The sequence below is a fragment of the Flavobacterium silvisoli genome (assembly GCF_004329815.1).
Classification (GTDB): Bacteria; Bacteroidota; Bacteroidia; order Flavobacteriales; family Flavobacteriaceae; genus Flavobacterium; species Flavobacterium silvisoli.
Window position 1 is genome coordinate 42330 of sequence record NZ_SJPE01000002.1, and the last position, 25070, is coordinate 67399.

21 protein-coding genes are annotated in these 25070 nt (G+C 38.3%); 14 read left to right on the forward strand and 7 right to left on the reverse strand.

Annotated elements, in window-relative coordinates:
- The first annotated feature begins 91 nt into the window (after window positions 1-91).
- The gene (locus tag EZL74_RS02515; protein WP_131475019.1) at window positions 92-886 is read left to right on the forward strand and encodes a hypothetical protein; all 795 of its coding nucleotides are present in this window, start codon (window positions 92-94) and stop codon (window positions 884-886) included.
- Window positions 886-1500, forward strand: a complete 615-nt coding sequence (locus EZL74_RS02520; protein WP_131475020.1) for a deoxynucleoside kinase — start codon at window positions 886-888, stop codon at window positions 1498-1500. Before EZL74_RS02515 ends, EZL74_RS02520 begins: the two co-directional genes overlap by 1 nt.
- A 65-nt stretch (window positions 1501-1565) precedes the next feature.
- On the opposite strand, the gene EZL74_RS02525 is transcribed toward EZL74_RS02520, so the two are convergent.
- From EZL74_RS02525 to EZL74_RS02545, 5 genes are all read right to left on the reverse strand, one after another.
- On the reverse strand, window positions 1566-2720 hold the full coding sequence (locus EZL74_RS02525) for a carboxypeptidase-like regulatory domain-containing protein (protein WP_131475021.1): 1155 nt from the start codon (window positions 2718-2720) through the stop codon (window positions 1566-1568).
- 158 nt (window positions 2721-2878) lie between these two features.
- Window positions 2879-5455, reverse strand: coding sequence for a sodium-translocating pyrophosphatase (locus EZL74_RS02530; protein WP_131475022.1), 2577 nt, complete (start codon window positions 5453-5455; stop codon window positions 2879-2881).
- A 112-nt stretch (window positions 5456-5567) separates the two neighbouring features.
- Entirely contained in the window at window positions 5568-6161 is a 594-nt protein-coding gene (locus EZL74_RS02535; RefSeq protein ID WP_131475023.1) for a DNA-3-methyladenine glycosylase family protein, read from the reverse strand.
- A gap of 2 nt (window positions 6162-6163) precedes the next feature.
- A complete protein-coding gene (locus EZL74_RS02540; RefSeq protein ID WP_131475024.1) occupies window positions 6164-8650 on the reverse strand; it encodes a DUF5686 and carboxypeptidase-like regulatory domain-containing protein in 2487 nt (828 codons plus the stop codon).
- A gap of 126 nt (window positions 8651-8776) precedes the next feature.
- Window positions 8777-9754, reverse strand: coding sequence for a pyruvate dehydrogenase complex E1 component subunit beta (locus tag EZL74_RS02545; protein ID WP_131475025.1), 978 nt, complete (start codon window positions 9752-9754; stop codon window positions 8777-8779).
- Window positions 9755-9997: 243 nt separating this feature from the next.
- Between EZL74_RS02545 and EZL74_RS02550 the strand changes: the two genes are divergently transcribed.
- The 8 genes from EZL74_RS02550 to porT all read left to right on the forward strand — a co-directional run bounded on the left by EZL74_RS02550 (window position 9998) and on the right by porT (window position 16633).
- A complete protein-coding gene (locus tag EZL74_RS02550; RefSeq protein WP_131475026.1) occupies window positions 9998-10744 on the forward strand; it encodes an electron transfer flavoprotein subunit beta/FixA family protein in 747 nt (248 codons plus the stop codon).
- An 88-nt stretch (window positions 10745-10832) separates the two neighbouring features.
- Window positions 10833-11801, forward strand: a complete 969-nt coding sequence (locus tag EZL74_RS02555) for an electron transfer flavoprotein subunit alpha/FixB family protein (RefSeq protein WP_131475027.1) — start codon at window positions 10833-10835, stop codon at window positions 11799-11801.
- Between the two features lie 298 nt (window positions 11802-12099).
- Entirely contained in the window at window positions 12100-12726 is a 627-nt protein-coding gene (locus tag EZL74_RS02560) for a bifunctional nuclease family protein (RefSeq protein ID WP_131475028.1), read from the forward strand.
- Between the two features lie 121 nt (window positions 12727-12847).
- Window positions 12848-13672 (forward strand): thymidylate synthase, encoded by an 825-nt coding sequence (locus EZL74_RS02565; RefSeq protein ID WP_131475029.1) that lies wholly within the window; start codon window positions 12848-12850, stop codon window positions 13670-13672.
- 128 nt (window positions 13673-13800) lie between these two features.
- Window positions 13801-14139, forward strand: a complete 339-nt coding sequence (locus EZL74_RS02570) for a 2TM domain-containing protein (protein WP_131475030.1) — start codon at window positions 13801-13803, stop codon at window positions 14137-14139.
- Complete coding sequence (locus EZL74_RS02575) at window positions 14136-14618, forward strand: dihydrofolate reductase (RefSeq protein ID WP_131475031.1); 483 nt, start codon at window positions 14136-14138, stop codon at window positions 14616-14618. Before EZL74_RS02570 ends, EZL74_RS02575 begins: the two co-directional genes overlap by 4 nt.
- Window positions 14619-15177: 559 nt before the next feature.
- Window positions 15178-15909, forward strand: coding sequence for a bifunctional demethylmenaquinone methyltransferase/2-methoxy-6-polyprenyl-1,4-benzoquinol methylase UbiE (ubiE, locus tag EZL74_RS02585; protein WP_131475032.1), 732 nt, complete (start codon window positions 15178-15180; stop codon window positions 15907-15909).
- Window positions 15910-15931: 22 nt separating this feature from the next.
- Entirely contained in the window at window positions 15932-16633 is a 702-nt protein-coding gene (gene porT, locus EZL74_RS02590; RefSeq protein WP_131475033.1) for a type IX secretion/gliding motility protein PorT/SprT, read from the forward strand.
- An 11-nt stretch (window positions 16634-16644) separates the two neighbouring features.
- Here the strand turns inward: porT and EZL74_RS02595 are convergent, their stop codons facing one another.
- The gene (locus EZL74_RS02595; protein ID WP_131475034.1) at window positions 16645-17376 is read right to left on the reverse strand and encodes a TrmH family RNA methyltransferase; all 732 of its coding nucleotides are present in this window, start codon (window positions 17374-17376) and stop codon (window positions 16645-16647) included.
- 37 nt (window positions 17377-17413) lie between these two features.
- Between EZL74_RS02595 and tamL the strand changes: the two genes are divergently transcribed.
- The 3 genes from tamL (at window position 17414) to accD (ending at window position 22006) form a co-directional block, all read left to right on the forward strand.
- Complete coding sequence (gene tamL, locus EZL74_RS02600; protein ID WP_131475035.1) at window positions 17414-19957, forward strand: translocation and assembly module lipoprotein TamL; 2544 nt, start codon at window positions 17414-17416, stop codon at window positions 19955-19957.
- Between the two features lie 50 nt (window positions 19958-20007).
- Window positions 20008-21075 (forward strand): class II fructose-bisphosphate aldolase, encoded by a 1068-nt coding sequence (gene fbaA, locus EZL74_RS02605; protein ID WP_131475036.1) that lies wholly within the window; start codon window positions 20008-20010, stop codon window positions 21073-21075.
- A gap of 76 nt (window positions 21076-21151) precedes the next feature.
- A complete protein-coding gene (gene accD, locus EZL74_RS02610) occupies window positions 21152-22006 on the forward strand; it encodes an acetyl-CoA carboxylase, carboxyltransferase subunit beta (protein ID WP_131475037.1) in 855 nt (284 codons plus the stop codon).
- A 71-nt stretch (window positions 22007-22077) separates the two neighbouring features.
- On the opposite strand, the gene EZL74_RS02615 is transcribed toward accD, so the two are convergent.
- Entirely contained in the window at window positions 22078-23334 is a 1257-nt protein-coding gene (locus EZL74_RS02615) for an ABC transporter permease (protein ID WP_131475038.1), read from the reverse strand.
- Window positions 23335-23508: 174 nt separating this feature from the next.
- On the opposite strand from EZL74_RS02615, the gene purH reads away from it, so the two are divergent.
- A complete protein-coding gene (gene purH / locus EZL74_RS02620) occupies window positions 23509-25035 on the forward strand; it encodes a bifunctional phosphoribosylaminoimidazolecarboxamide formyltransferase/IMP cyclohydrolase (RefSeq protein ID WP_131475039.1) in 1527 nt (508 codons plus the stop codon).
- Window positions 25036-25070 lie beyond the last annotated feature (35 nt).

Below are 25070 nucleotides of genomic sequence, written 5' to 3' on the forward strand. Positions count from 1 at the left end.
GACGAAAGGTTGCGAAATCTGTTACCAATATTTTGTTAAAATAGTAATTTAGACTCATTGAAATTAATTTGGATTGCCGTAAATTAGCCCTATGATGAAAAGTGTTATTTCCTTTCTTTTACTGCTAACTTTCTCCATCGGTTTTAGTCAAAAACCCAAACTGAAAACCACTTCATTGAATTCAGAACTAATGGAAAACAAAACCTATGTAGGTTTTGATGGATTAGGCAATAATTATTATATTAAAGATAATGTATTTATCAAACAGGACGACAAACAAAAATGGGAATACAAAAATGTGTCGTTAGGCAAAATTACCTCAGTGGATTTTATCAATCCTTTAAAGATTGTTGTTTTTTATGAAGATTTCAATACCATCATTACACTTGACAATCAATTGAATGAAATTCAGAGACTGAATCTTTTTGACATAGACAGCAGCATTTTTGCTTCTAAAATAGGCATGGCTTCGCAAAATAAATTTTGGATTTACAATGCTTTGACCCAACAAATCATGCTGTTCAATTATTTGAATAACACTTCGTCCAACGTTGGAAACCCAATACAGGAAAACATCAAATTCACCCAATCTGATTTTAATAATTTTTATTGGATTGACGAGAACAACAATTGGTTTGCAATTGACATTTACGGAAAAGTGACTTTGTTGGCCAACATTCCGCCTTGGGAAAAACTACAAATCATAGATTACGACAAGTTGTTGTTTTCATCTGACAATGTTCTGTATTGCCTGAACAACAAATCAAAAGTCATTTACGAAATAGAAATTGTTGAGAAATCGTTTCAGAATTTTTACTACAAAGACCAAATTTTAGCTATTTTTACCAACCAACAGATTAAGAATTTTAAATTAAAATTACCATAATGCACATAGCGGTAGCCGGAAACATCGGAGCAGGAAAGACAACTTTGACCAGATTTTTAGCCAAACATTTCAAATGGGAACCTCATTTTGAAGATGTTGTTGACAATCCGTATCTGGATGATTTTTACCACCAAATGGAGCGTTGGAGTTTTAATTTACAAATCTACTTCCTGAACTCGCGTTTCCGCCAAGTGCTTCAAATTCGCGAAAGCGGAAAAAACATCATTCAGGACAGAACGATTTATGAAGACGCTCACATCTTTGCCCCTAACTTGCATGCTATGGGATTGATGACCAATCGCGATTTTCAGAATTACACTTCATTGTTTGAACTGATGGAAGGTTTGGTAGGTTCACCCGATTTGTTGATTTATTTGAGAAGTTCTATCCCTAATTTAGTATCTCAAATTCATAAACGCGGACGCGATTATGAGAACACTATTTCTATTGATTATTTAAGTCGATTGAACGAACGTTATGAAGCTTGGATAACCACTTATGACAAAGGAAAATTACTAATTATTGATGTAGACAATGTTGATTTTGTCAATAATCCGGAAGACTTAGGAATGGTAATTAACCGAATTGATGCTGAACTAAACGGACTGTTTTAAAAGATACAAATACAAAAAAGCCTCAACAATGTTGAGGCTTTTTTGTATTCTATTTTGAATGATTATTATAAATTCAATATCACATATTCCAAAATCAAACCCGAATTACCAATGTTTCCACTGGCATGGTTATGAAATGTAGTGTAGTATATCGTTCCGCTGTTATTTGTACTTGAACAGGCCCCGATAGAATCGCCGTGAGCTTCATGAGCCGCCCAAGCTGATTCTTCGATGGTAATTGTCACCGGATTACCAGATTCATCAGTATGACAGATAGTAACCCAACCGTCGTTATCATCACCTCCTACCGGACTTGAAACAGTTCCTGAGTTAAACATATTGGTCTTTATCATCAAAGGTTGGTTGGTAGCAGGATCACTTACCAATACATCCCAATAAGTCGGCTCATAACTAAATATTCTTTGCCATGAACCTAAATCATATTGAATATCAAGTGAAGAAAAACCAAGGGCAGAGGCTAAGTTAGTATCAGCAACCTGAGCCCCCATGATGGTCATGCTGGAACCTGTATTTTTAGAACATAATTTATCATCTGGAATAAATCCGCCAGCTAATCCGCAAGAAGACGAATTTGAACCACCACCGGTTAAATAGGCAACAGCCCAATCAGAAGCATATAAGCTACCGCCATTGGTCACAAAATTGGCCAAATTAGTATCCATTACAGGATTTGTATAGCCCTGTTTAGCCCCACAGTTTAAAAAGATAATATCGTACTGAGACACTTTGCTATAATCCGCAAGATCGGCATTACTGATTTGAGTTATTGTATACCCTAGCCCAGTAACTATGTCTTGTATTTCATCATAAGAACCGGCTACATAAGCCATATTGGCAACCTGATCTAATCTTGACAAGGATGCGTCAATAGTCAATGTTTGGTCTTTTACAACTGTTACCTGCAATGACGTTCTGAAATTGGCTCCGTCTCCGGTTTGCATGTATAATTTTCTTTGACCTACCGGTGCCTGTAATGAAAAATCGCCATTGGCCTGGGTGATGGTACGGTATATTTTGTTGTTGTCATCAAAGACAAAAACTAAGGCCCCACCTACCGGTTTCGTCCCGTTTTTTACCATTAATTTTCCGGTGATGGTTCCGGTTGGTTGTACTGATGTGCCCGAACTGTCATCCTTACTACAACTTATAGTGAGGAAGATTACGGCAAAAAATGCGATTAAAATAGATTTAATTTTCATTGATTTTTGGTTGTTTAGTTAATAAATAGCTTGATTACAAATGACTTATATCTATCAAATGTAATAAAAAAAGTATTAAAAAAAACATCTATTGGAAATCTAAAACAAAAATGCCCCGCAATAGCAGGGCATTTTCTATTTGAAAGATTAACTCTGTATTATTTCAAAGCATCAACTTTGGCCTTAACTTCAGCCTCTGTACCTTCAAAGGTTTCGGTGGCAGAAGTTCCGTTTACGGTAGTGGTAACTGTTGCTTTTGATTTACCATTAGTATTGGTAATTTCAACTCTTACGTTTTTACCCATTGGTACATCCATCTTCATTCCTTTTTTAGCACAGCAGTCCTCTTTTTTATCTGCAATGAATTTTCCATCTGCATCATAATGAGATAAACACATTTCTTTTTGCTCAGGAGTACATTTTAAAGAATCGCACATTTTAGCGCACTCTTCTTTGGTCATGGTAGCACATTTGCTCATATCGCATTTGCCCATCATATCCCCTTTGCATTCCATTTTCATATCCATAGTACATTCCATTTTTTTGCCTTCCGGTGCCACTCCGCTTCCTAAAATTGGAGCAATTACCAACCCAATCAAACAAGTCAATTTGATTAAGATATTCATTGACGGACCTGAAGTATCTTTAAATGGATCTCCTACAGTATCTCCGGTTACCGCGGCTTTGTGCGCATCCGAACCTTTATAAGTCATTTCGCCGTTGATTTCAACACCAGCTTCGAATGATTTTTTTGCATTATCCCAAGCACCACCGGCATTGTTTTGGAACACTGCCCAAAGCACACCTGATACCGTAACTCCGGCCATGTAACCACCTAACATTTCAGCTATTAATTGGTTGTTATCACCGTATACAAATTTACCTAATAATACAATAGCTATTGGGAAACCAATTGTAAGGATTCCAGGCAACATCATTTCGCGCAAAGCCGCTTTAGTAGAAATTTCCACACACTTGCCATATTCAGGTTTGTTCTTACCTTCCATGATGCCCGGAATTTCTTTGAACTGACGGCGTACTTCATATACCATATCCATAGCTGCTTTACCTACCGAGTTCATAGCCAAAGCCGAGAACACTACCGGAATCATCCCTCCTATGAATAACATTGCTAATACCGGAGCTTTGAAGATGTTGATACCATCAATTCCTGTAAAAGTTACATAAGCGGCAAATAAAGCTAATGAAGTTAAAGCCGCAGAAGCAATGGCGAAACCTTTTCCTGTAGCAGCCGTAGTGTTACCTACTGAATCCAAAATATCCGTTCTTGTACGAACTTCTTTTGGCAATTCGCTCATTTCAGCAATACCTCCTGCGTTATCAGAGATTGGTCCGAAAGCATCAATAGCTAACTGCATAGCCGTAGTAGCCATCATAGCAGAAGCGGCCAATGCTACACCATAGAATCCTGCAAAAGCATAAGAAGCCCAAATAGCACCACCAAACAATAAAACTGTTGGGAATGTTGAAATCATACCTGTGGCTAAACCTGCAATTACGTTGGTTCCTGCTCCTGTTGAAGATTTTTGTACAATAGCCAACACTGGTTTTGTACCTAATCCTGTGTAATATTCTGTTACGGATGAAATAGCTCCACCCACAATTAATCCGATAATAGTAGCATAGAAAACTCTCATTGAAGATATGGCTTTAGCTCCTTCTCCGAAAAAATCCATGTTCATCGTTTTTGGCAACATCATATCTACTAAGAAATAACAAGAAATTGCAGTTAAAACAATAGAAACCCAGTTCCCGATGTTTAATGCTTTTTGTACTTGTGCTTCTTTAGCATCATCGCTGGTTATTTTTACCAACATGGTTCCGATGATTGAAAATAAGATTCCGAAACCGGCAATAGCCATTGGCAATAAGATTGGACCAATTCCACCGAAAGCATCTTCGATTTTTCCGCCCATATCTTTGATCACATAGTTACCCAATACCATAGCTGCCAATACGGTTGCGACATAAGAACCAAATAAGTCGGCACCCATACCGGCCACGTCTCCTACGTTATCTCCTACGTTATCAGCAATAGTTGCAGGGTTACGAGGATCATCCTCCGGAATTCCAGCTTCAACTTTACCTACTAAGTCAGCTCCTACGTCAGCCGCTTTAGTATAAATACCACCACCTACGCGGGCGAACAAAGCGATAGATTCAGCACCTAAGGAGAAACCGGCTAATGTTTCTAAAACAACGGTCATCCCTTCAGTGTCTGTCCATACTCCACCCATAAAGATGTGGAAGAATAATATAAAGAATGTTGTCAATCCCAAAACTGCAAGTCCGGCAACACCGAGACCCATTACCGTTCCACCGCCAAAAGAAACTTTTAACGCTTGTGGCAAACTGCTACGAGCCGCTTGTGTGGTTCTCACGTTAGTTTTGGTTGCGATTTTCATCCCCATGTTCCCAGCTAAAGCTGAGAAGAAAGCTCCGAAAATAAACGCAATAACAATTAACATATGCGTTTTAACGCCCGGTAAAAAAGTAATACCCGCTAATACTGCACTTGCAATAAGCACAAAAACAGCCAGCAATCGGTATTCTGCTTTAAGGAAAGCCAAGGCACCTTCATAGATGTAATCTGAAATCTCTTTCATCTTACCATCACCGGCATCTTGTTTCAAAACCCAAGCTCTTTTGACCGCCATAAACAGCAATCCAATAATTGCCATTACTATTGGCACGTAAATCATCATTGATTCCATAAATATAATTTTCGTTATAAATTTTTATCGTGGGCAAAAATAACAAAATTTTAAGAACTTATACGTCTCGTTAAGGTTTATAAAAATAAATCTGCTAATTTCCTATAGTTTCTTAAATTTTATTTCTTTTTTTAAGATAATAATGCCATAATATGTAGGAGGCTAACGTTCTGTAGGGTTTCCAATCTTCAGTCAATAGAATCATTTCTGCTTCGGTATGAATATCGTACAATTCTTTGATGGTATTCCGAATAGCAATGTCTCCCAACGGAATGATATCGAGGGCTTGCAGGCAAAACATGAGGTAAACTTCTACCGTCCAATGCCCGACGCCTTTCAGCTTTAAAAGTTCTTCCCGAATTTCAGCTTCAGATTTGTTGGCAAAACTTTCAAAAACCAATTCGCCGTTCAATACTTTTTCGGCTAAATGTTTCAGGTAGATTATTTTTTGTCGCGACACCCCAAAACCGCGAAGTGTTTCATCGGATGCCCTGTAAATATGGGTTGGATTTATTTCTCCGAAATAATTTTGTAGTTTGACATAACATGCTTTGGCCGAAGCAACGGAAACCTGTTGCTCTAAAATGATGTGACACAAAGCCGCAAAACCCTCCTCGCGCTTTTGAATATGGGGATGGCCAAAATTGTCTATAATAAACCGTAGGGTTTCGTCTTTTTCCGCTAAAAATTCAAGGGCTTTTTGCACGATTAAAAATAGAATCCGAAAGAACCTTTTACCGTAAAGTTGTTCGTATCGGGTAAATTGCGATAATTCCCTCTCCAGGCAAAATCCAAACGGAATACTTTAAAGATGTTCCCAATTCCGGCATTGTACTCCCAATACGGTTTTTCGGGAGCTTGATAAATCAGACCCGAAGCGTTGATGGCTCGGTTGGCATCTGAAATGGTTCCGTATACACCTTTTACACCAACAATCTCGCGCAGGTTCAGTTTGCGCAATCCCGGGATTCGGGCAAAAATCTTTCCTTGGAAATTGTGCTGCCATTGAAACGTGGCATAGGTATCGGTCACAAATTCGTAGAAATTCAGGTTGCTGAACGTATTGTCGATAATAAAATACGTTTGATTCCCCGGCACTACACTCATCAATCCTAACGGAATGGTTCCGAATGTTTTTCCTAACTCCATGGTGAAATTAGAACGTCCCAAAGCGCCAATAATAATAGGCTGTTTGTAGTACAATTGAATTTTTTGGTAATCAAAATCACTATTAATAAAGCCTTTGAATCCTTGACTGTAATTGATAAATACGCGACTGAAAGGACTATCTATGTTGCGTCGTTCCACACCGTAACCGATGGTTTTTTTCTTTGGTGTAAACTCAATCTGAAAAGACAACTCGGCTTGTTTGACATCCTTTTTTGCAGTTGTGAATGTATCGTCGGTAAAATAATCAAGTTTGAAGGTGTTGGAAGCCGACTCTAACGTTCGATAGGAAAAATCCAATTCAAAAGTCAGGTTTTTAACCGGTTCAATCTCAATACCCAAGGTACTCAGATTGATATTCGTCAGCTTTCCGTTGGAACCCGTAGTAAACAATCCTGATGAAGCATAACTTCTTCCCAAAACATCATTGGTCGTAGTGAGGCTGGCTCCAATCTGTTCTACATCGCGTCGATTACCACCGGAAATGATGATGCGGTTTTTCTTGTCTAACATCCATTTTGCGGAAGCTCCGTATTTGAATTTGTTATCATCAAAACCATAGGCGGTATACCCTTGTAAACGCCACAAATCATTGGGACCAAAATAAGTACGGGCACCGGCTCTGAGTCGCACTCCTTCTACCTCATTGTAGCCAATGGTAGAAAAAATAGGGCCGTAATCCAAATGCCATTTCGGAATTTCGATATACCCACTACCCAAAATAGAAACCAAGCTATACAGGTGTTTGAATTTCGGAACAGTTTTGAGCGTGTCAATCATTTTGTAGATTTTCTCCTCATCTTTGTTGAGTTTTTCAAAACGGTTTTCACTCCAATAAGCATTATCACGATTATAGACCGCATTGTCTATGTAATTGACTTCTTCCTTATAAAACTTATCCGGTTTCTTTTCGTTGAATTTGAAATTTTGATACATAGTAGTACGCTTCCCATACACCCCTTTGGATTCTTCTTTTTTGCGCAAAGCGAAATCCGACATCATGTAATCGCGGGTGGGTAAAAAGACCGAATCGTTCAGCACATCATATTCCTGTTCAATATAAATATCTTTTACCCAGTTGATGTTAGCGCTTTTGGTTACCGCCATGTTGATTTTTTTTATGGCAAACGTAGTGTCATTCACCCAAAAATCTCCTTTAAAAGTCAACTCGTTTTTGCGTCGCGGATAGAACACAATATTGTAGCACAATTTATTATCAATGACAGCGGTATCGGCCAAAACGTAATTGTAAACATCGATTCCGGTGCGCGACAACGGACTGGTAAAGCTCTTGTCAAAGAAATTCAGATAGTTATCATAAATATCAAAATCGCTGTACAAATCTTTGATGAACATGTTTACCCCGTCACCATTCCCCAACCCGGAGTTTTTATTGGCCTTCAATATTTCTTTGGTGCGTTTATTTTCATTATCACCGTAAACTTCCGAAAGAGATTCGTTGATGAAGATAGGCAGGTATGTTTTTCCGGTAACTTTGGAAGTATCGACATTTTTGAAAACGAATTCCATGCCTTTGAAAATCTTGCTTTTCATAAATGCGCTGTCAATAGTATTCATATCAAACTCAACCTTTTCGTATTTGTCATACTGGTACTGCTTGAACATTTTGAGACCGTTCTTGCGGCGGCGTTCCCAAATTTTTCGCAAAATATCAAGGGCAGGATTGTTTTTTTTAGACGTTTTTCCGGCATAAATTTTTACTTCCTTAAGCGAATTCCCTTCGGTTAAAATGACTTTAAAATCATAGTTAACCAATTTAGGCAACTTTACTTCCTTATCCGGGAAACCGACAAAAGAGACGATGATTGCCGTATAATTGTCGGGGGACTCTATATAAAAGCGGCCATCTTCATTTGAAACCACTCCAGTTTTGGATCCTTTAAAAACGATATTGGCATATGGAACCGGTTGTTTTGAATTATCCAAAACTACACCGCTGACTTTGGTTTGCGCCGAAACCGTATGGGTAAATACGATTAAAAACAGACTAAAAAGTATCTTTTTCATAAACAAAAAAACTTCATCAAATTGGCTCTGATGAAGTTTCAAATATAGGATTTTTTTAGAATGTCAGACAAATTAGAATTTTTAGGTGTTAAATTTTAACATCTGAAAATCCGAACATCTTGAAATCTATTTATAAGCTACTTTTTTTACAGCTTTTATAACATCGTTAGCGTTAGGCAACCATTCTTTCAGCAAGGTTGGCGAATAAGGTGCCGGTGTATCAGCCGTAGTAATTCTTTGGATGGGCGCATCTAAATAATCGAACGCTCTTTCCTGAACCATATATGTAATTTCAGAAGCTACACTGGCAAACGGCCAAGCCTCTTCTAATACTACCAAACGATTGGTTTTTTTAACCGAATTGATAATGCAATCGTAATCCATCGGACGTACTGTTCTCAAATCGATGATTTCACATGAAATTCCTTCTTTGGCTAGTTCATCAGCTGCGATGTAAGCTTCTTTGATGATTTTTCCAAAAGAAACAATGGTTACATCCGTACCTTCCCTTTTGATGTCGGCTACACCTAAAGGAATAGTGTACTCTTCATCCGGAATTTCGCCTTTATCCCCATACATTTGCTCTGACTCCATGAAAATCACCGGATCGTTATCGCGTATGGCTGATTTCAATAACCCTTTAGCGTCATATGGTGTTGATGGCACAACCACTTTCAATCCGGGGGTGTTGGCAAACCAGTTTTCAAAGGCTTGTGAATGGGTGGCTCCCAACTGTCCGGCAGAAGCAGTAGGACCGCGGAACACCATTGGCATCGGGAATTGTCCGCCCGACATTTGGCGCATTTTAGCCGCATTATTAATGATTTGATCTATACCTACCAAAGAGAAGTTAAACGTCATGTATTCTACAATCGGTCGGCATCCGTTCATGGCTGAACCAACTGCAATTCCGGCAAAACCAAGCTCTGCAATAGGAGTATCGATTACTCTTTTAGGTCCAAATTCATCCAACATTCCTTTAGAAGCCTTGTAAGCTCCGTTGTATTCCGCCACCTCTTCTCCCATCAAGTATACTGACTCGTCGCGACGCATTTCTTCGCTCATCGCTTCGGCTACTGCTTCTCTAAATTGTATCGTTCTCATAGTATGATTATGTTACTTTCTGTAAATTTCGAATGGCAAAAATAAAAATTAAAAACGATTAAAAAACATTTATTCATCTTAAATAATGGCGTTTTAAACCGGCATTCATTTACAATAAAATAAGCCTCATTTTTTATTTGTCACGAAATCGATTGAAATTTAAAAATTTGTTATGCGCGCATATAAAAAATAGAAATATATTTTATACTTTTACGCTCTTAAATTCACTTAATAGATACAATAATGAAAATATTAGTTTGCATCAGTCACGTGCCTGATACTACTTCAAAAATCAACTTCGTTAACGGTGATTCTGAATTTGATCCCAATGGGGTACAATATGTAATTAATCCAAATGACGAATTCGGGCTAACCAGAGCTATTTGGTTCCAAGAACAACAAGGCGCCAATGTAACGGTTGTGAATGTAGGAGGCCCTGACACTGAAGCTACCCTCAGAAAAGCATTAGCCATCGGTGCTAATGAAGCTATTCGCGTTAACGCTACTCCCACTGACGGTTTTTTTGTAGCCAAACAATTAGCAGAAGTAGCAAAAGCAGGAGGTTATGATTTGGTAATCTGTGGAAAAGAATCATTGGATTACAACGGAGGAATGGTTCCGGGTATGTTAGCCGGTTTACTGGATTACAACTTCGTAAATTCTTGTACCGAATTAACTATCGATGGAACATCAGCTAAAGCTGCCCGTGAAATTGACGGCGGAAAAGAAACTATTTCAGCCTCTTTACCATTGGTAATAGGCGGACAAAAAGGATTGGTAGAAGAAAAAGACCTTCGCATACCAAACATGCGCGGAATCATGACAGCCAGAACCAAAGTATTAACAGTACTAGAACCGGTTGCTGCCAATGTAAACACCAAAGCGGTAAAATTTGAAAAACCGGCACCAAAATCAGCGGTAAAACTATTTGCTGCCGACGATTTGGACGGATTGGTAAACGCCCTACACAACGAAGCTAAAGTGATTTAAGAATGAAGAATGTTGATTTAAGATTACAGATTGTAATCCTTAATCACTTCAACAATCAAAAATCGTTAATCTAAAATCTAAAATTATTATGTCACTATTAATATACGCAGAATCAGCAGACGGCAAATTTAAAAAAGTAGCTTTCGAATTAGCTTCTTATGCCAAGAAAGTAGCTGAATCATTAGGAACAACCGTTACCGCAGTAACTGTTAACGCCGGTAATGTTTCCGATTTATCCAAATATGGAGTAGACAAAGTGTTAAAAGTAACCAACGACAAATTGGCCAATTTCAACGCAAAAGCCTATGCCGATGTGGTAAAACAAGCCGCTCAAAAAGAAGGAGCAAAAGTAATCTTATTGTCTTCAACTACAGACAGCTTATACATGGCTCCTTTGGTTGCCGTTGGTTTAGAGGCAGGATTTGCTTCTAATGTAGTGGGGTTGCCGGTAAGCACAACACCTTTTCAGGTCAAAAGAAATGCCTTTTCTAACAAAGCATTCAACATTACCGAAATCAGTACCGATGTTAAAGTATTGAGCTTGGCTAAAAACTCATACGGGTTAGTAGAAAGTACTGCCGCCGCCGCGGAAGAAGATTTCGCACCAAGCCTAAACGATGCTGACTTCAACGTAAAAGTAGCCTCAGTTGAAAAAACCACCGGAAAAGTAACCATTGCTGATGCAGATATTGTAGTATCCGGAGGACGCGGTTTAAAAGGCCCTGAAAACTGGGGAATGCTCGAAGAATTAGCTTCTGTTTTAGGAGCAGCAACCGCCTGTTCAAAACCGGTATCCGATTTAGGCTGGAGACCTCACAGCGAGCACGTTGGACAAACCGGAAAACCGGTAGCCACCAATTTATACATAGCCATCGGAATTTCGGGCGCAATCCAACACATTGCCGGAATCAACTCTTCAAAAGTAAAAGTAGTCATCAACTCAGACCCCGAAGCGCCGTTTTTCAAAGTTGCCGATTACGGTATCGTGGGCGATGCTTTTGAAATCGTACCGAAATTGACGCAAAAACTAAAAGAGTTTAAAGCTCAAAACGCATAATTCAATCTGTTAATTCAAATCAGGAGCTGTCGAAAATTATTTTTTGACGGCTCTTTTTTTATTCCTTTCCATTTTTAGAAGCGAAAAGTTTTTGTTACTTTGCAGTCCATTTTCCTGCCATACACTGCAATCTTTTTTTGCATTTCCCTTCCGCTCATGCTACAGGGCAATCCAAAAAAAGGATTTACGTTGCTGTCAGGGCTAAGACGGGAATTGTATTGAATTTTTGGAAACTTTTTCAAATTCTTTCAGTTCAGTTCACAAATCAAGAATCTAATACCAGCAATCTAAAATCCAAATGAGTTTAGTAAAACTAACCATAAAAGGAATTTCTTATAGTCAAACGCAAAACGGCGCTTATGCTTTGATACTGAATGAAGCCGATGGAGAAAGAAAACTACCGATAGTCATCGGTGCATTCGAAGCCCAATCAATCGCCATTGCTTTAGAGAAAGAAATCAAACCTCCACGTCCGTTGACTCACGATTTGTTTAAAAGTTTCGCCGATCGTTTTGACATCGTAGTGAAGCAGGTCATCATTCACAAACTGGTTGACGGAGTATTTTACTCGAGTATCATTTGCGAACGCGATAAAATAGAAGAAATCATCGATGCAAGAACATCGGACGCCATTGCCCTGGCACTGCGATTTAATGCACCGATTTTTACCTATAAAAATATTTTAGACAAAGCCGGTATTTACCTGAATCCGAATCCGGCCGAATTGGAAAACTCCGACTCTGAAGACGAGGGAGTACTTTCCACCCCGGAAACTTTCGGTTTAGACAGCGAAGGAAAATCAACAGATGTCTACGTAAGCATGAGTTTGTCTGAGTTACACGACGCTTTGGAAAGAGCCGTACAGGATGAGGATTATGAAAAAGCCGCCAAGATAAGAGACGAAATTTCGAAGAGAGAAAGTTAAAACTATTTTGAATTTTGAATGCTAAATGTTGAATTACTAATCCGTTCAATAAAAGTGTAATTAACAACGAAATCATTTGGATTAATTTATCATTCAACATTCAACATTTACCATAAAAACAATGAAACAGTATCACGATTTAATGCGACACGTTTTAGAAAACGGCTGTCAAAAAGGAGACCGAACCGGAACCGGAACCAAAAGTGTTTTCGGCTACCAAATGCGTTTTGATTTGAGCGAAGGTTTTCCTATGGTAACTACCAAAAAACTGCATCTGAAATCGATTATCTATGAATTGCTTTGGTTTTTGAAAGGTGATACAAACATTGGTTATTTAAAAGAAAACGGAGTTAAAATTTGGGACGAATGGGCAGATGAAAACGGTGATTTGGGTCCTGTTTACGGGCATCAATGGCGCAATTGGAACAGTGAAGAGATTGATCAAATTGCCGAGTTGATTGACACTTTAAAGAAAAATCCCAACAGCCGACGCATGTTGGTTTCTGCTTGGAATCCTTCGGTTTTACCCGACACTTCAAAATCGTTTGCCGAGAACGTAGCTAACGGAAAAGCCGCTTTACCACCTTGCCATGCTTTCTTTCAGTTTTATGTGGCTGACGGTAAACTGTCTTGTCAATTGTATCAGAGAAGTGCTGATATCTTCTTAGGTGTTCCGTTTAATATTGCTTCCTATGCTTTATTTACGATGATGATTGCGCAGGTTTGTGATTTGCAGGTTGGTGAATTTATTCACACGTTTGGAGACGCACACATTTACAACAATCATTTTGAACAGGTAGAATTACAATTGTCACGCGAACCGAGACCTCTGCCTAAAATGATATTAAACCCGAACGTGAAGAACATTTTTGAGTTTACTTTTGAAGACTTCACTTTAATAAATTACGACCCGCATCCTCATATCAAAGGAGCCGTGGCGGTTTAGCGCATTTCTCACAAAACACCCCGAGTGATTTTGCAGCATTAAGCCAACGAAAATATTTTTAGTCTGCAGAGAATTTCTTTAGCATTTTAAAAATAAATTCTACCTTTAATGCACTAATTTCAGTCTTTATGGAAAGAGATCAACACGAATTATACGAATATGCCCGTGACAGAATCAAACAAAAAAAACGTTTGTATTTTCATTTCACGGTGCTGTTAATAGGTAGTTGTTTTTTGTTTGTTGCCAATAAATGGTTGTCTTTTTACCCGGACAGAACATGGTGGACATGGGCTGTGGCCGTTTGGTTGTTTCTTTTTCTACTTCACGCCATTAAGGTTTTTATCGTTGACAGCTTTATGAATAAACATTGGGAACGCTCTCAAATTGACAAACTGATGTTGCAGCAATCCAAAAAAATTGAGCAATTGAAAAACGATCTTGAGAACGCCAAACCCCCAATCAAATGATTACACTCATAGCAGCAGTAGCTGAAAATAATGCCTTGGGCAAAGACAACCAACTGCTTTGGCATTTGCCCGATGATTTCAAAAGATTCAAAAATCTGACCTCGGGTCATTACATCATTATGGGAAGAAAAACTTTTGAAAGCTTCCCAAAGCCTTTACCCAATAGAACCCATGTCATTGTTACACGACAAAAAGACTATACCCCCGAGGGCTGTATAGTGGTAAATTCGTTGACAGAGGCTGTATCCGTTTGCCCAAAAGATGAAGAGGTATTTGTCATTGGCGGTGGTGAAATATACCATCAGGCTATTGGACTGGCCGATAAGATTGATGTAACCAAAGTGCATCATCATTTTGATGCCGACACCTATTTCCCTGAAATTGACCCTAAACTATGGAAAGTAGTCTCTGAAGAGTTTCACCCTAAAGATGAGAAACACGACTTTGACTTTACTTTTACAACTTACGAAAGAGCATAAAAAAACACCCCGAAAGGTGTTTAAAATCAAAATAAATAATTGAGTTTTTGTTAGGCGTCCAATAATATTTGGCAGCTGAGAACAAAAATAATCAGTACCAAGATTAGGCCTGAGCATATCATTATCACATTGGAAACTTTTTGCGTGTACATTTCATAGAATCCTTTAACACCAAATACCACAAAAGTGCTGAAGGTGAAGTACGTCAAAATTTCCAAAAATTTATTTAACCCAATAAACAAATGCCATTCAACCTCACTGCCCCCAATAAGATTGACTGAATCTTTTAAAAGAAGTATAAGGATAAAAGTTATTGCTAATGACAGCATCACCCATCTTATCTCTGAAATCAGAATTCTAGCATTCATGCATTAAATATTTTGATTTTTGATGTTACAAAGTTTCTAATTCTGAACGAGAAAAAAATCACCAACAATGGGGATTTTTTGATAAAAAATAAGGTAATTTTACTACAAATAAATTTTCATTTAAAAAAAGCTGTTAGCGCAAAGCATTCCGCTAATCAAAATATTGGCTTATATTTGTCGAAAAATAACCCATGTCTAAGAGCATTACCCCTTATAAAGATTCAACACTTGGCAAGAAAGAACAAGTAACCCAAATGTTTGACACCATTTCGGGGAATTATGACGGTTTGAACCGAGTTATATCGCTGGGTATTGATGTAAAATGGCGAAAAAAAGTAGTGGCTTTGGTTGCTGCAAAAAAACCGGAAACCATTTTGGATATAGCCACAGGAACCGGTGATTTGGCTATTTTGATGGCTTCGACCAGTGCCCAAAAAATAACCGGGCTCGACTTATCATCGGGTATGCTCGAAGTAGGCAAGAAAAAAATCAAGGACAAAAATTTATCCGACAAAATTGAAATGGTTTTGGGCGATAGCGAAAACATCCCTTATCCTGACAACTACTTTGATGCCATTACCGTTTCTTTCGGTATTCGAAATTTTGAAACCCTGGAAAAAGGCTTAGCTGAAATTTACCGCGTTTTAAAACCAAACGGTATTTTTGTGATTCTGGAAACTTCGGTTCCGGTTAAGTTTCCGTTCAAACAAGGATATACTTTTTACACTAAATACATCCTGCCGTTGGTTGGAAAACTTTTTTCTAAGGACAACAGTGCTTACGGATACTTATCGGAATCAGCCGCTAACTTTCCTTTTGGCGAAGCCTTAAACAATATTTTACGAAAAACTTCGTTTATAGATTGTAAAGCAATGCCGCAAACTTTTGGAGTGGCGACTATTTACACGGCAACCAAAAAATAAAACTGAAGTTTTCAGCTCAACAATGAAAAAAATATTTGTTCTATTCCTTTTGATTTCACTGCAATCCCAAGCGCAGTTGGGCAAAAGTTTGTTCACCAAAGACCCTATTATCAATTTGGAAAATTTTGACAAACAAAGAGTATATTGGGGATACTTTTTAGGATTCAGTACGTTTGACTTCAAAACCGATTATAAAATTCCGGGATACGATATTGATGTTAAAGGACACACCGGATTCAATGTTGGACTAGTAGGTAGTTTAAGACTGCATGAATACATAGAACTCCGTTTTGAACCGGGTCTTTATTACGCCAGCAGAACCTTGACTTATTCAGGCTTCACCAGCGATCGTGATGCGGTAAGAGAAGTTAAAGCCACTTATATTGACTTTCCGTTACTGTTAAAATTCTCTTCATTAAGAACCGGAAATGTACGTCCTTACTTGGTTGGCGGATTATCGTCTACTTTAAATCTCTCCAGCAACTCCAAGTCAAAAGATGACAACCTGCAACAAAAGTTCAGAGTAAAACCCTGGACTCAAAATTACACATTCGGTTTTGGTGTTGACTTGTATTTTGAATATTTTAAATTTTCACCGTCCATCCGTGGCGTTTTCGGATTTAACGATGAATTAATTCGCGATAATGATCCTAACAGTCCTTGGACAAGCAATGTTGAATCATTGAAAACGCGTGCGGTTTTAATCAATTTTACTTTCCATTAAAAGCACACAAACTAGAGTGTATTTCTTCTGAATTCGCTCAGAAAAATGGCAGTGGCTGTAGCCACGTTTAAACTTTCGGTTTGTTGCATTTCTCCAAATCTGGGAATCGAGATTCTGTTGGTGATTATTTTTTCTAAAGTTGCTGAAATACCATTGGCTTCATTACCCAAGACCAATATTCCTTCTGCCGGAAGCTTTTCATTGTACACATTTTTACCATCCATGAAAGTCCCGAAAACCGGCAATTGAGTTTTGGAAACATAGTCATTTAAGTCGACATAATTTACTTTTACCCGGGTTACAGAGCCCATGGTTGCCTGTATAACTTTAGGGTTGTACAAATCGACCGTTTCTTTGGAACACAATAATTGTTTTACCCCAAACCAATCACACAAACGGATGATAGTACCCAAATTTCCCGGATCGCGAATATCATCTAAAGCCACGATTAAACCTGAATCTTCAATTGTTGTTACTGCCGGAATTTTGAAAAGGGCCAGACACGGACTCGGAGAACTCAGGGCTGTAATGCGTTTCATATCTTGCTCACGGATTACCGTTTTTTGTGCATCGGCAACCTTCGGGAAAACATCTTCTACTACAAATAAATGTTCCAGTACAAAATTTGATTGTAACAATTCCTGTATTACTTTTACGCCTTCAGCCAGGAACAATTGAGCATCGTTTCGGTATTTTTTATACTGAAGACTGGTAATTAGTTTTATTTGGTTTTTACTAACCATAAAATACTGTACTTTTGAATTAAATATTTCGCATCACTTGAAAAATAGTATCACAAAAATATCATTATTTATTCTAACTGGACTAATTATCTTTGGTTGCAATACCACAAAAAGAGTTCCTATTAACAAGAGGCTCTTAGATAAAAATGACATTTTTATTGATGGCAAGAAAGACAACACCGAAGACATATTCAATCAATTATACCAAAAACAGAATACTTCTATTTTAGGATACCACCTTCGACTGAATATATACAATTTGGCCAAACCAAAATCAGACTCTTTGTTCAAGGCTAAAATGATTAAAAACCCGAAACGCTACTATTGGAAAGCGAAATGGTTGTCCCGAAAGCAAGTCAAACGTTTAGGAGAATCTTTTTTTTATTCGGGAGTTGATAATTTTCTGCGAAAAACCGGTGAAGCACCAGTACTCTTAGATACATTGAGTACTCGAAAATCATTGCGTCGTTTGAAATCGTATTATTTCAATCGGGGTTATTTTGATGTTACTACCAAATATAAAATTGACAGTATTGATTCGAAAAGAGTCAGGCTAAAATACGTCGTAAAAACCAATACGCCATATGTACTGGACAGCATTGACAGTTACATTACCAGTGCGCCTTTAGATTCGATTTACCAATTGAGAAAAAGAAATTCGTTCCTAAAAACCGGTAAACGATACGAAACAGCAGACTTTGATAACGAAAGAAGCCGAATTACCGAAGATTTCAGAAACAACGGAGCTTTTCGCTTTCAACAAAATTATGTCGCTTTTGAATTAGACACTATCACAAAAACCCACAAGGCCAACGTAGACCTGATTATCGAAAACGAATCGATACGTGTGGATGACAGTGTTAAAAAAGCACCATTTGAACTATACAAAATCAGCAAAGTAAATATTTTTACCGATCACAGTGCCACAGAGCCAAATGCAAAAATAAACGACAGTACAACTTACAAAGATTTCACGTTGTACAGTGTAAACAAATTAAAATACCGTCCTAAAGCCATTACTGACGGGGTCTTTGTCGTTAAGGGCAATTACTTTTCAGACAACAAAACCACACTTACTTCCAGATACCTTAGTAATCTAAAGGTATTCAACTATCCGCTGATTCAATATGTAGAGGATAAAAATCAGAAAAACGCATTAATTGCCAATGTATATTTAACCCCAAGAAAGAAAAATACCTTCGGTTTTTCGACTGATTTTACCCATTCAAACATACAGGATTTTGGAATTTCGGGAAGTACATTTTTGGCAATTCGAAATGTGTTCAATGGTGCCGAAACTTTTGACATCGGGTTCCGGGGGAATATCGGTTCTTCTAAAGACTTAGCCAATCCGAATAACAACTTCTTCAATATTTCGGAAATTGGGATTGATGCCAACCTGAATTTTCCGCGCTTGTTTTTGCCTTTTAAAACAGACCGAATCATCCCTAAAACCATGATTCCGTACACCAAAATGAGTATTGGTTATGCCAAACAAACCAACATTGGATTAGACAAACAAAATTTCACCAGCTCACTTTCCTATAACTGGACTCCCAAAAAAGGAGAGAATTTTAAATTTGATTTATTCAACATTCAGTTTGTAAAAAACCTGAACCCGACGAATTATTTTAATATCTACAAGTCATCCTACAGAACCATTAATGACATTGCCAAAAACTACACAATTAATCCGGATTATCTCGATGACAGCGGCAATCTTAAGATCGAAAGTGGTGTGTTGGGTTTCGCCAACGATGCATTAACTGATCCGAGTTTAGGAGTAACACCGGCTGATACCAAATCAATATTGAGCATCGTAGAGCGCAGAGTGCGATTGACCGAAAACAACCTGATTTTTGCTTCGAGTCTTTCCTTTTCCAAAACTTCGCAACGCGATTTGTTTGACAACGAATTTTACGCATTCAAAGCCAAACTGGAATCAGCAGGAAACATGCTTTCGTTACTGGCTCGTGCTGCCAAACAACTAAAAAATCAAAACGGATCAAACACTATTTTTGACGTCGAATTTTCACAATACATAAAATCCGAATTTGAATTCATCAAACATTGGGATTTGAAAAGAAAAAAAGTACTGGCTTCCAAAGCATTTTTCGGGATCGCCATACCTTACGGTAACTCAAACAGTATTCCTTTTTCGCGCAGTTATTTTGCCGGAGGCTCCAATGACAATAGAGCCTGGCAGTCCTATAGTTTAGGTCCCGGTGGCAGCAATAGTATTTTGGATTTCAATGAAGCTAATATGAAGTTAATGCTCAGTACTGAACTTCGTTTCAACATTTTTCAAAAACTAAACGGAGCTGTTTTTGCCGATGCCGGAAACATTTGGAATGTATTAGACAACACCACATTTGAACCTTCCATTTTCAGAAATCTGAAATCACTGGAAAACATGGCATTGGGCACTGGTTACGGATTGCGATACGATTTCAATTTCTTTATTCTCCGCTTAGATATGGGGTTCAAAACCTACAATCCTTCACTTTCTGAAGACAAATGGTTCAAGGAAATGCGCTTCGACAAATCGGTTTTAAATATTGGAATAAATTATCCTTTCTAAAATCAGAAATTATTATTTTTGTAACCTCAACTTAAAAAACAACACAGACAATGGCTCACAATATCAAACCCGGAGTAGCAACAGGCGATGAAGTTCAGGTAATTTTTAATTATGCTAAAGAAAAAGGATTCGCTCTTCCGGCGGTAAACGTGATAGGTTCAAGCACTATTAATGGTGTTTTAGAAACAGCCGCCAAACTAAAAGCACCGGTTATCATTCAATTTTCAAACGGAGGTGCCTCCTATAATGCCGGAAAAGGATTGTCCAACGACGGTCAGAAAGCGGCGATTCTTGGTGCGGTTGCGGGTGCAAAACACATCCATACTTTAGCAGAAGCTTACGGTGCTACGGTCATTTTACATACTGATCATTGTGCTAAAAACTTGCTACCTTGGTTAGATGGTTTGTTAGAGGCTTCTGAAAAACATTTTGCAGAAACCGGAAAACCATTGTATTCGTCTCACATGATTGATTTGTCAGAAGAACCATTGCACGAAAACATCGAAATCTGTAAAACCTACTTAGCCCGCATGAGTAAAATGGGCATGACCTTAGAAATTGAATTGGGAATTACCGGTGGCGAAGAAGACGGTGTAGACAACTCTGACGTAGACAGTTCAAAACTATATACACAGCCGGAAGAAGTTGCTTACGCTTATGAAGAATTGATGAAAATTTCTCCGAAATTTACCATCGCTGCAGCCTTCGGAAACGTACACGGTGTATACAAACCGGGTAATGTTAAGCTGACACCAAAGATTTTGAAAAACTCTCAGGAATTTGTGCAAAGCAAATTCAATACCGGACACAACCCTGTAGATTTTGTCTTCCACGGAGGCTCGGGTTCAACACTTGAAGAAATCAGAGAAGCGATTTCATATGGTGTGATTAAAATGAATATCGATACCGATTTACAATTCGCCTTTACCGAAGGAATCCGCGATTACATCACCAAAAACATTGAATACCTGAAAACACAAATTGGAAATCCGGAAGGACCGGATGCGCCGAATAAAAAGCATTATGACCCAAGAAAATGGGTGCGCGAAGGCGAAATGACTTTCAACAAAAGATTAGAACAGGCGTTTGCCGACTTGAATAACGTTAACACATTATAAATTTAAAATTACGAATTACGAATTAGGGGACTACTCATAATTCATAATTCATAATTCATAATTCCAGAAATTAATTATGGCTTGGTTTAAAAGAACAGAAAAAGGGATTACCACCGCAACCGAAGATAAAAAAGACGTACCGAAAGGACTTTGGTACAAATCACCAACCGGAAAAATCATTGACCAAGATGAATTGGCGCGTAACCTATGGGTAAGTCCGGAAGATGATTTTCATGTTAGAATCGGCAGTAAAGAATACTTCGAAATCTTGTTTGACAATAACGAATTCAAAGAGTTGGATGCTAACATGAGAGCAAAAGACCCATTGCATTTTGTAGACACCAAAAAATACTCTGACCGTTTGAAAGATGCCATCGAAAAAACCGGATTGAATGATGCGGTTAGAACAGCGGTAGGAAAATCAAAAGGGAAAGATTTAGTGGTTTGCTGCATGGACTTTGCTTTCATCGGAGGTTCTATGGGAGCCGTTGTAGGAGAAAAAATTGCCCGAGGTATTGATTATGCCATAAAAAATAAAACCCCTTTTGTTATGATTTCAAAATCAGGAGGTGCCCGTATGATGGAAGCCGCTTACTCGCTGATGCAATTGGCTAAAACTTCGGCTAAATTGGCGCAATTGGCTGAAGCTAAAATTCCGTATATTTCATTGTGTACCGACCCAACTACAGGAGGAACAACAGCTTCGTATGCTATGCTTGGGGACATTAACATTTCAGAGCCGGGTGCTTTGATTGGTTTCGCCGGACCACGTGTAGTACGCGATACAACCGGAAAAGATTTACCGGAAGGTTTCCAAACCGCAGAGTTTGTACTAGAACATGGTTTCCTTGATTTCATCACTCCGAGAAAAGAATTGAAAGATAAAATCAATCTTTATCTTGATTTGATTTTGAATCAGGATATTCGATAAAATAATACGTTTTCAAAAAAATAAAAAATGCACAAGTAACCTTGTGCATTTTTTATTTTAATTATTGAAAATTACATCCCGCTTCTGATGGCTTCTACTGGGTCTAAGCGCGAAGCCGAAACAGCCGGAAGAATTCCTGAAATCAAACCAATGGCAGCAGCCAAACCGGTTCCCAGCATGATATTACCAACACCTAACACAAATTCAAAACTTAAAACCTGAGTCAATATAAGCGCAATAACCCATACTAAAAAGAGACCTATCAATCCGCCGATTACACATAAAATAATAGCTTCAAACAAAAACTGAAAAAGAATAAATTTGTTTTTAGCTCCCAGCGATTTTTGAATTCCGATAAGATTGGTTCGTTCTTTCACCGAAACAAACATGATATTGGCGATTCCAAACCCTCCTACTAACAGAGAAAATAAACTGATTATCCACCCTCCTACTTTAAGGCTACCTATCAGGTTGTCAATCATATCGGTAAGTCCTGCCAAAATATTGACGAAAAAATTATCGATATCACCTTGCTTAACACCTCTCAAATTGCGGAGTTTTTGAGAAATCTCTCCTTTAAGCTCTTCGATATCCGCGCCTCTTTGGGGTTTTATGATAATTACCGGAAGCACCTGCGGATTGTTATCACCATAAATTCTTCTCAAAAAAGCTGATGGAAAAAAAGCCGATGTATCATCGCCACCGCCAATATCAATTCCTGATTCACCTTTCTTTTTGGTTACGCCAATTACTGTAAATTGCTGTCCGTACATGCGAACGGTTTTCCCTATAGGGTCAAAATCATCAAACAAACTTTTGGCAATATCATAGCCTAAAACCACTACCTGTTTGCCTGAATTGGATTCGGCTTCGTTAAAAAATCTTCCTTCCGAAAACTCCATTCGCTGCACGTCTACAAACTCTGACGTAACGGCAATCATGTTCACCGAAGACACTGTTTTGGCATCCTGCTTTATGCTTTGACTACTGGTAAAATACTGAAAACAAGTGTTTTCAACATTATTCAAAGATTCCTTAAGGTACTGATACTCTTCATAGGTAACATTAGGAAATTGTTCCCTTTTCCAACGGGGTACAGTAGTAGGTCCAAAAGACTGACTGGTCAAATAAATGGTATTCTTATCAAGAGTACTTAAATCAGCCTTGATTTTTCGGTCTAACGAATCTACTGCCGCCAAAACCGCTATGATGGAAAAAATACCAATGGTTACCCCCAAGAGCGAAAGCATGGTTCGCAATTTATTGTTGCGCAATGCATTCATGGCAAAAGCAAAACTTTCTTTCAGGAGTCTTAAATAGAGTAACATTTATGGCTGGATTACGGTCTGGTAAATTTCAATAAAAATAATGACATTCACTACTTTTTTATTTAATGCCTTATAGGTGTCAGAAAATAAAATATTGTTACAAAAAAGTTGCAAATCTGAACCCAGTTCAAACTGAAAAAAACTACTTTTGTGCCCTTAAAACACAACTACACAATGAATACTACAAAAACCATCAAATCAGCCTTGATTTCGGTCTTTTCAAAAGACGGATTAGAGCCTGTCGTTCGTCAACTACACGAACAAAACGTAACGATTTACTCCACCGGAGGAACTGAAGAATTCATCAATAACTTAGGCATTCCGGTAGTTCCGGTTGAAGAAGTTACTTCTTATCCGTCAATCTTAGGCGGAAGAGTAAAAACATTACACCCCAAAATTTTCGGAGGCATTTTAAACCGTCAGGATAACGAAAGTGATGTGGCACAAATGCGTGAATTCGAAATTCCGCAAATCGATTTGGTCATCGTTGACTTATATCCGTTTGAAAAAACAGTAGCCTCGGGTGCAAGTGAATCCGATATTATTGAAAAAATAGACATCGGTGGGATTTCTTTAATCCGGGCAGCTGCTAAAAATTTCAAGGACACCGTAATCGTGGCTTCGGTAAATGAGTATGCTATGCTTTTAGAATTGATTTCAAATCAAAACGGCGCTACGACTTTGGAACAAAGAAAACTATTGGCAACACGAGCTTTCCATGTTTCCTCTCATTATGACACGGCCATTTTTAATTATTTCAATACCGATGACACCTATTTCAAAACCAGTATTGCTAATGGTCAGGTGTTGCGATATGGTGAAAACCCGCATCAAAAAGGGTTTTTCTTTGGTGAATTTGACGAGATGTTCACCAAATTGAACGGGAAAGAGCTATCGTATAACAACCTGCTTGATGTAGATGCAGCGGTGAATCTTATTTTAGAATTTAAAGATAACGAACCAACCTTTGCTATTTTAAAACACAACAACGCCTGCGGATTGGCCACAAGAAACTCTATGAAAGAGGCTTACTTAGCAGCATTAGCTTGTGACCCTACTTCAGCATTCGGTGGCGTTTTGATTGCTAACGGCAACATTGATTTGGCTACCGCTGCCGAAATCAACACCTTATTTTGTGAAGTGGTAATCGCTCCAAGTTATGATGATGGTGCGATTGCTGTTTTGGCCGAAAAGAAAAACAGAATCATTCTGGTACAACACGAAGTTGAGTTGCCAAGACGCCAAGTAAGAACCTGTCTGAACGGACTTTTGGTGCAAGATCGAAACTCGGTTACCGACGCTAAAGAAGATTTGAAAGTAGTAACCAATACAGCCCCAACTCCGCAAGAAACAGAAGATTTATTATTTGCTTCAAAAATTTGTAAAAATACAAAGTCAAACACTATTGTATTTGCAAAAAACAGTACATTAGTGGCATCGGGAACCGGACAAACCTCCCGTGTAGATGCCTTGAAACAAGCCATTGAAAAAGCCAACAGTTTTGGTTTTGATTTGAAAGGAGCCGTAATGGCCAGTGATGCTTTTTTCCCATTTCCGGATTGTGTGGAAATTGCTCATGACGCAGGAATCACGGCAGTTATTCAGCCCGGAGGCTCGATAAAAGATGAATTGAGTATTACGTTTTGCAACGAAAATAAAGTTGCCATGGTATTTACAGGAACACGTCATTTTAAACATTAATTTGTTTAACTTTGTCCGTTAAAAAAATTATAAAC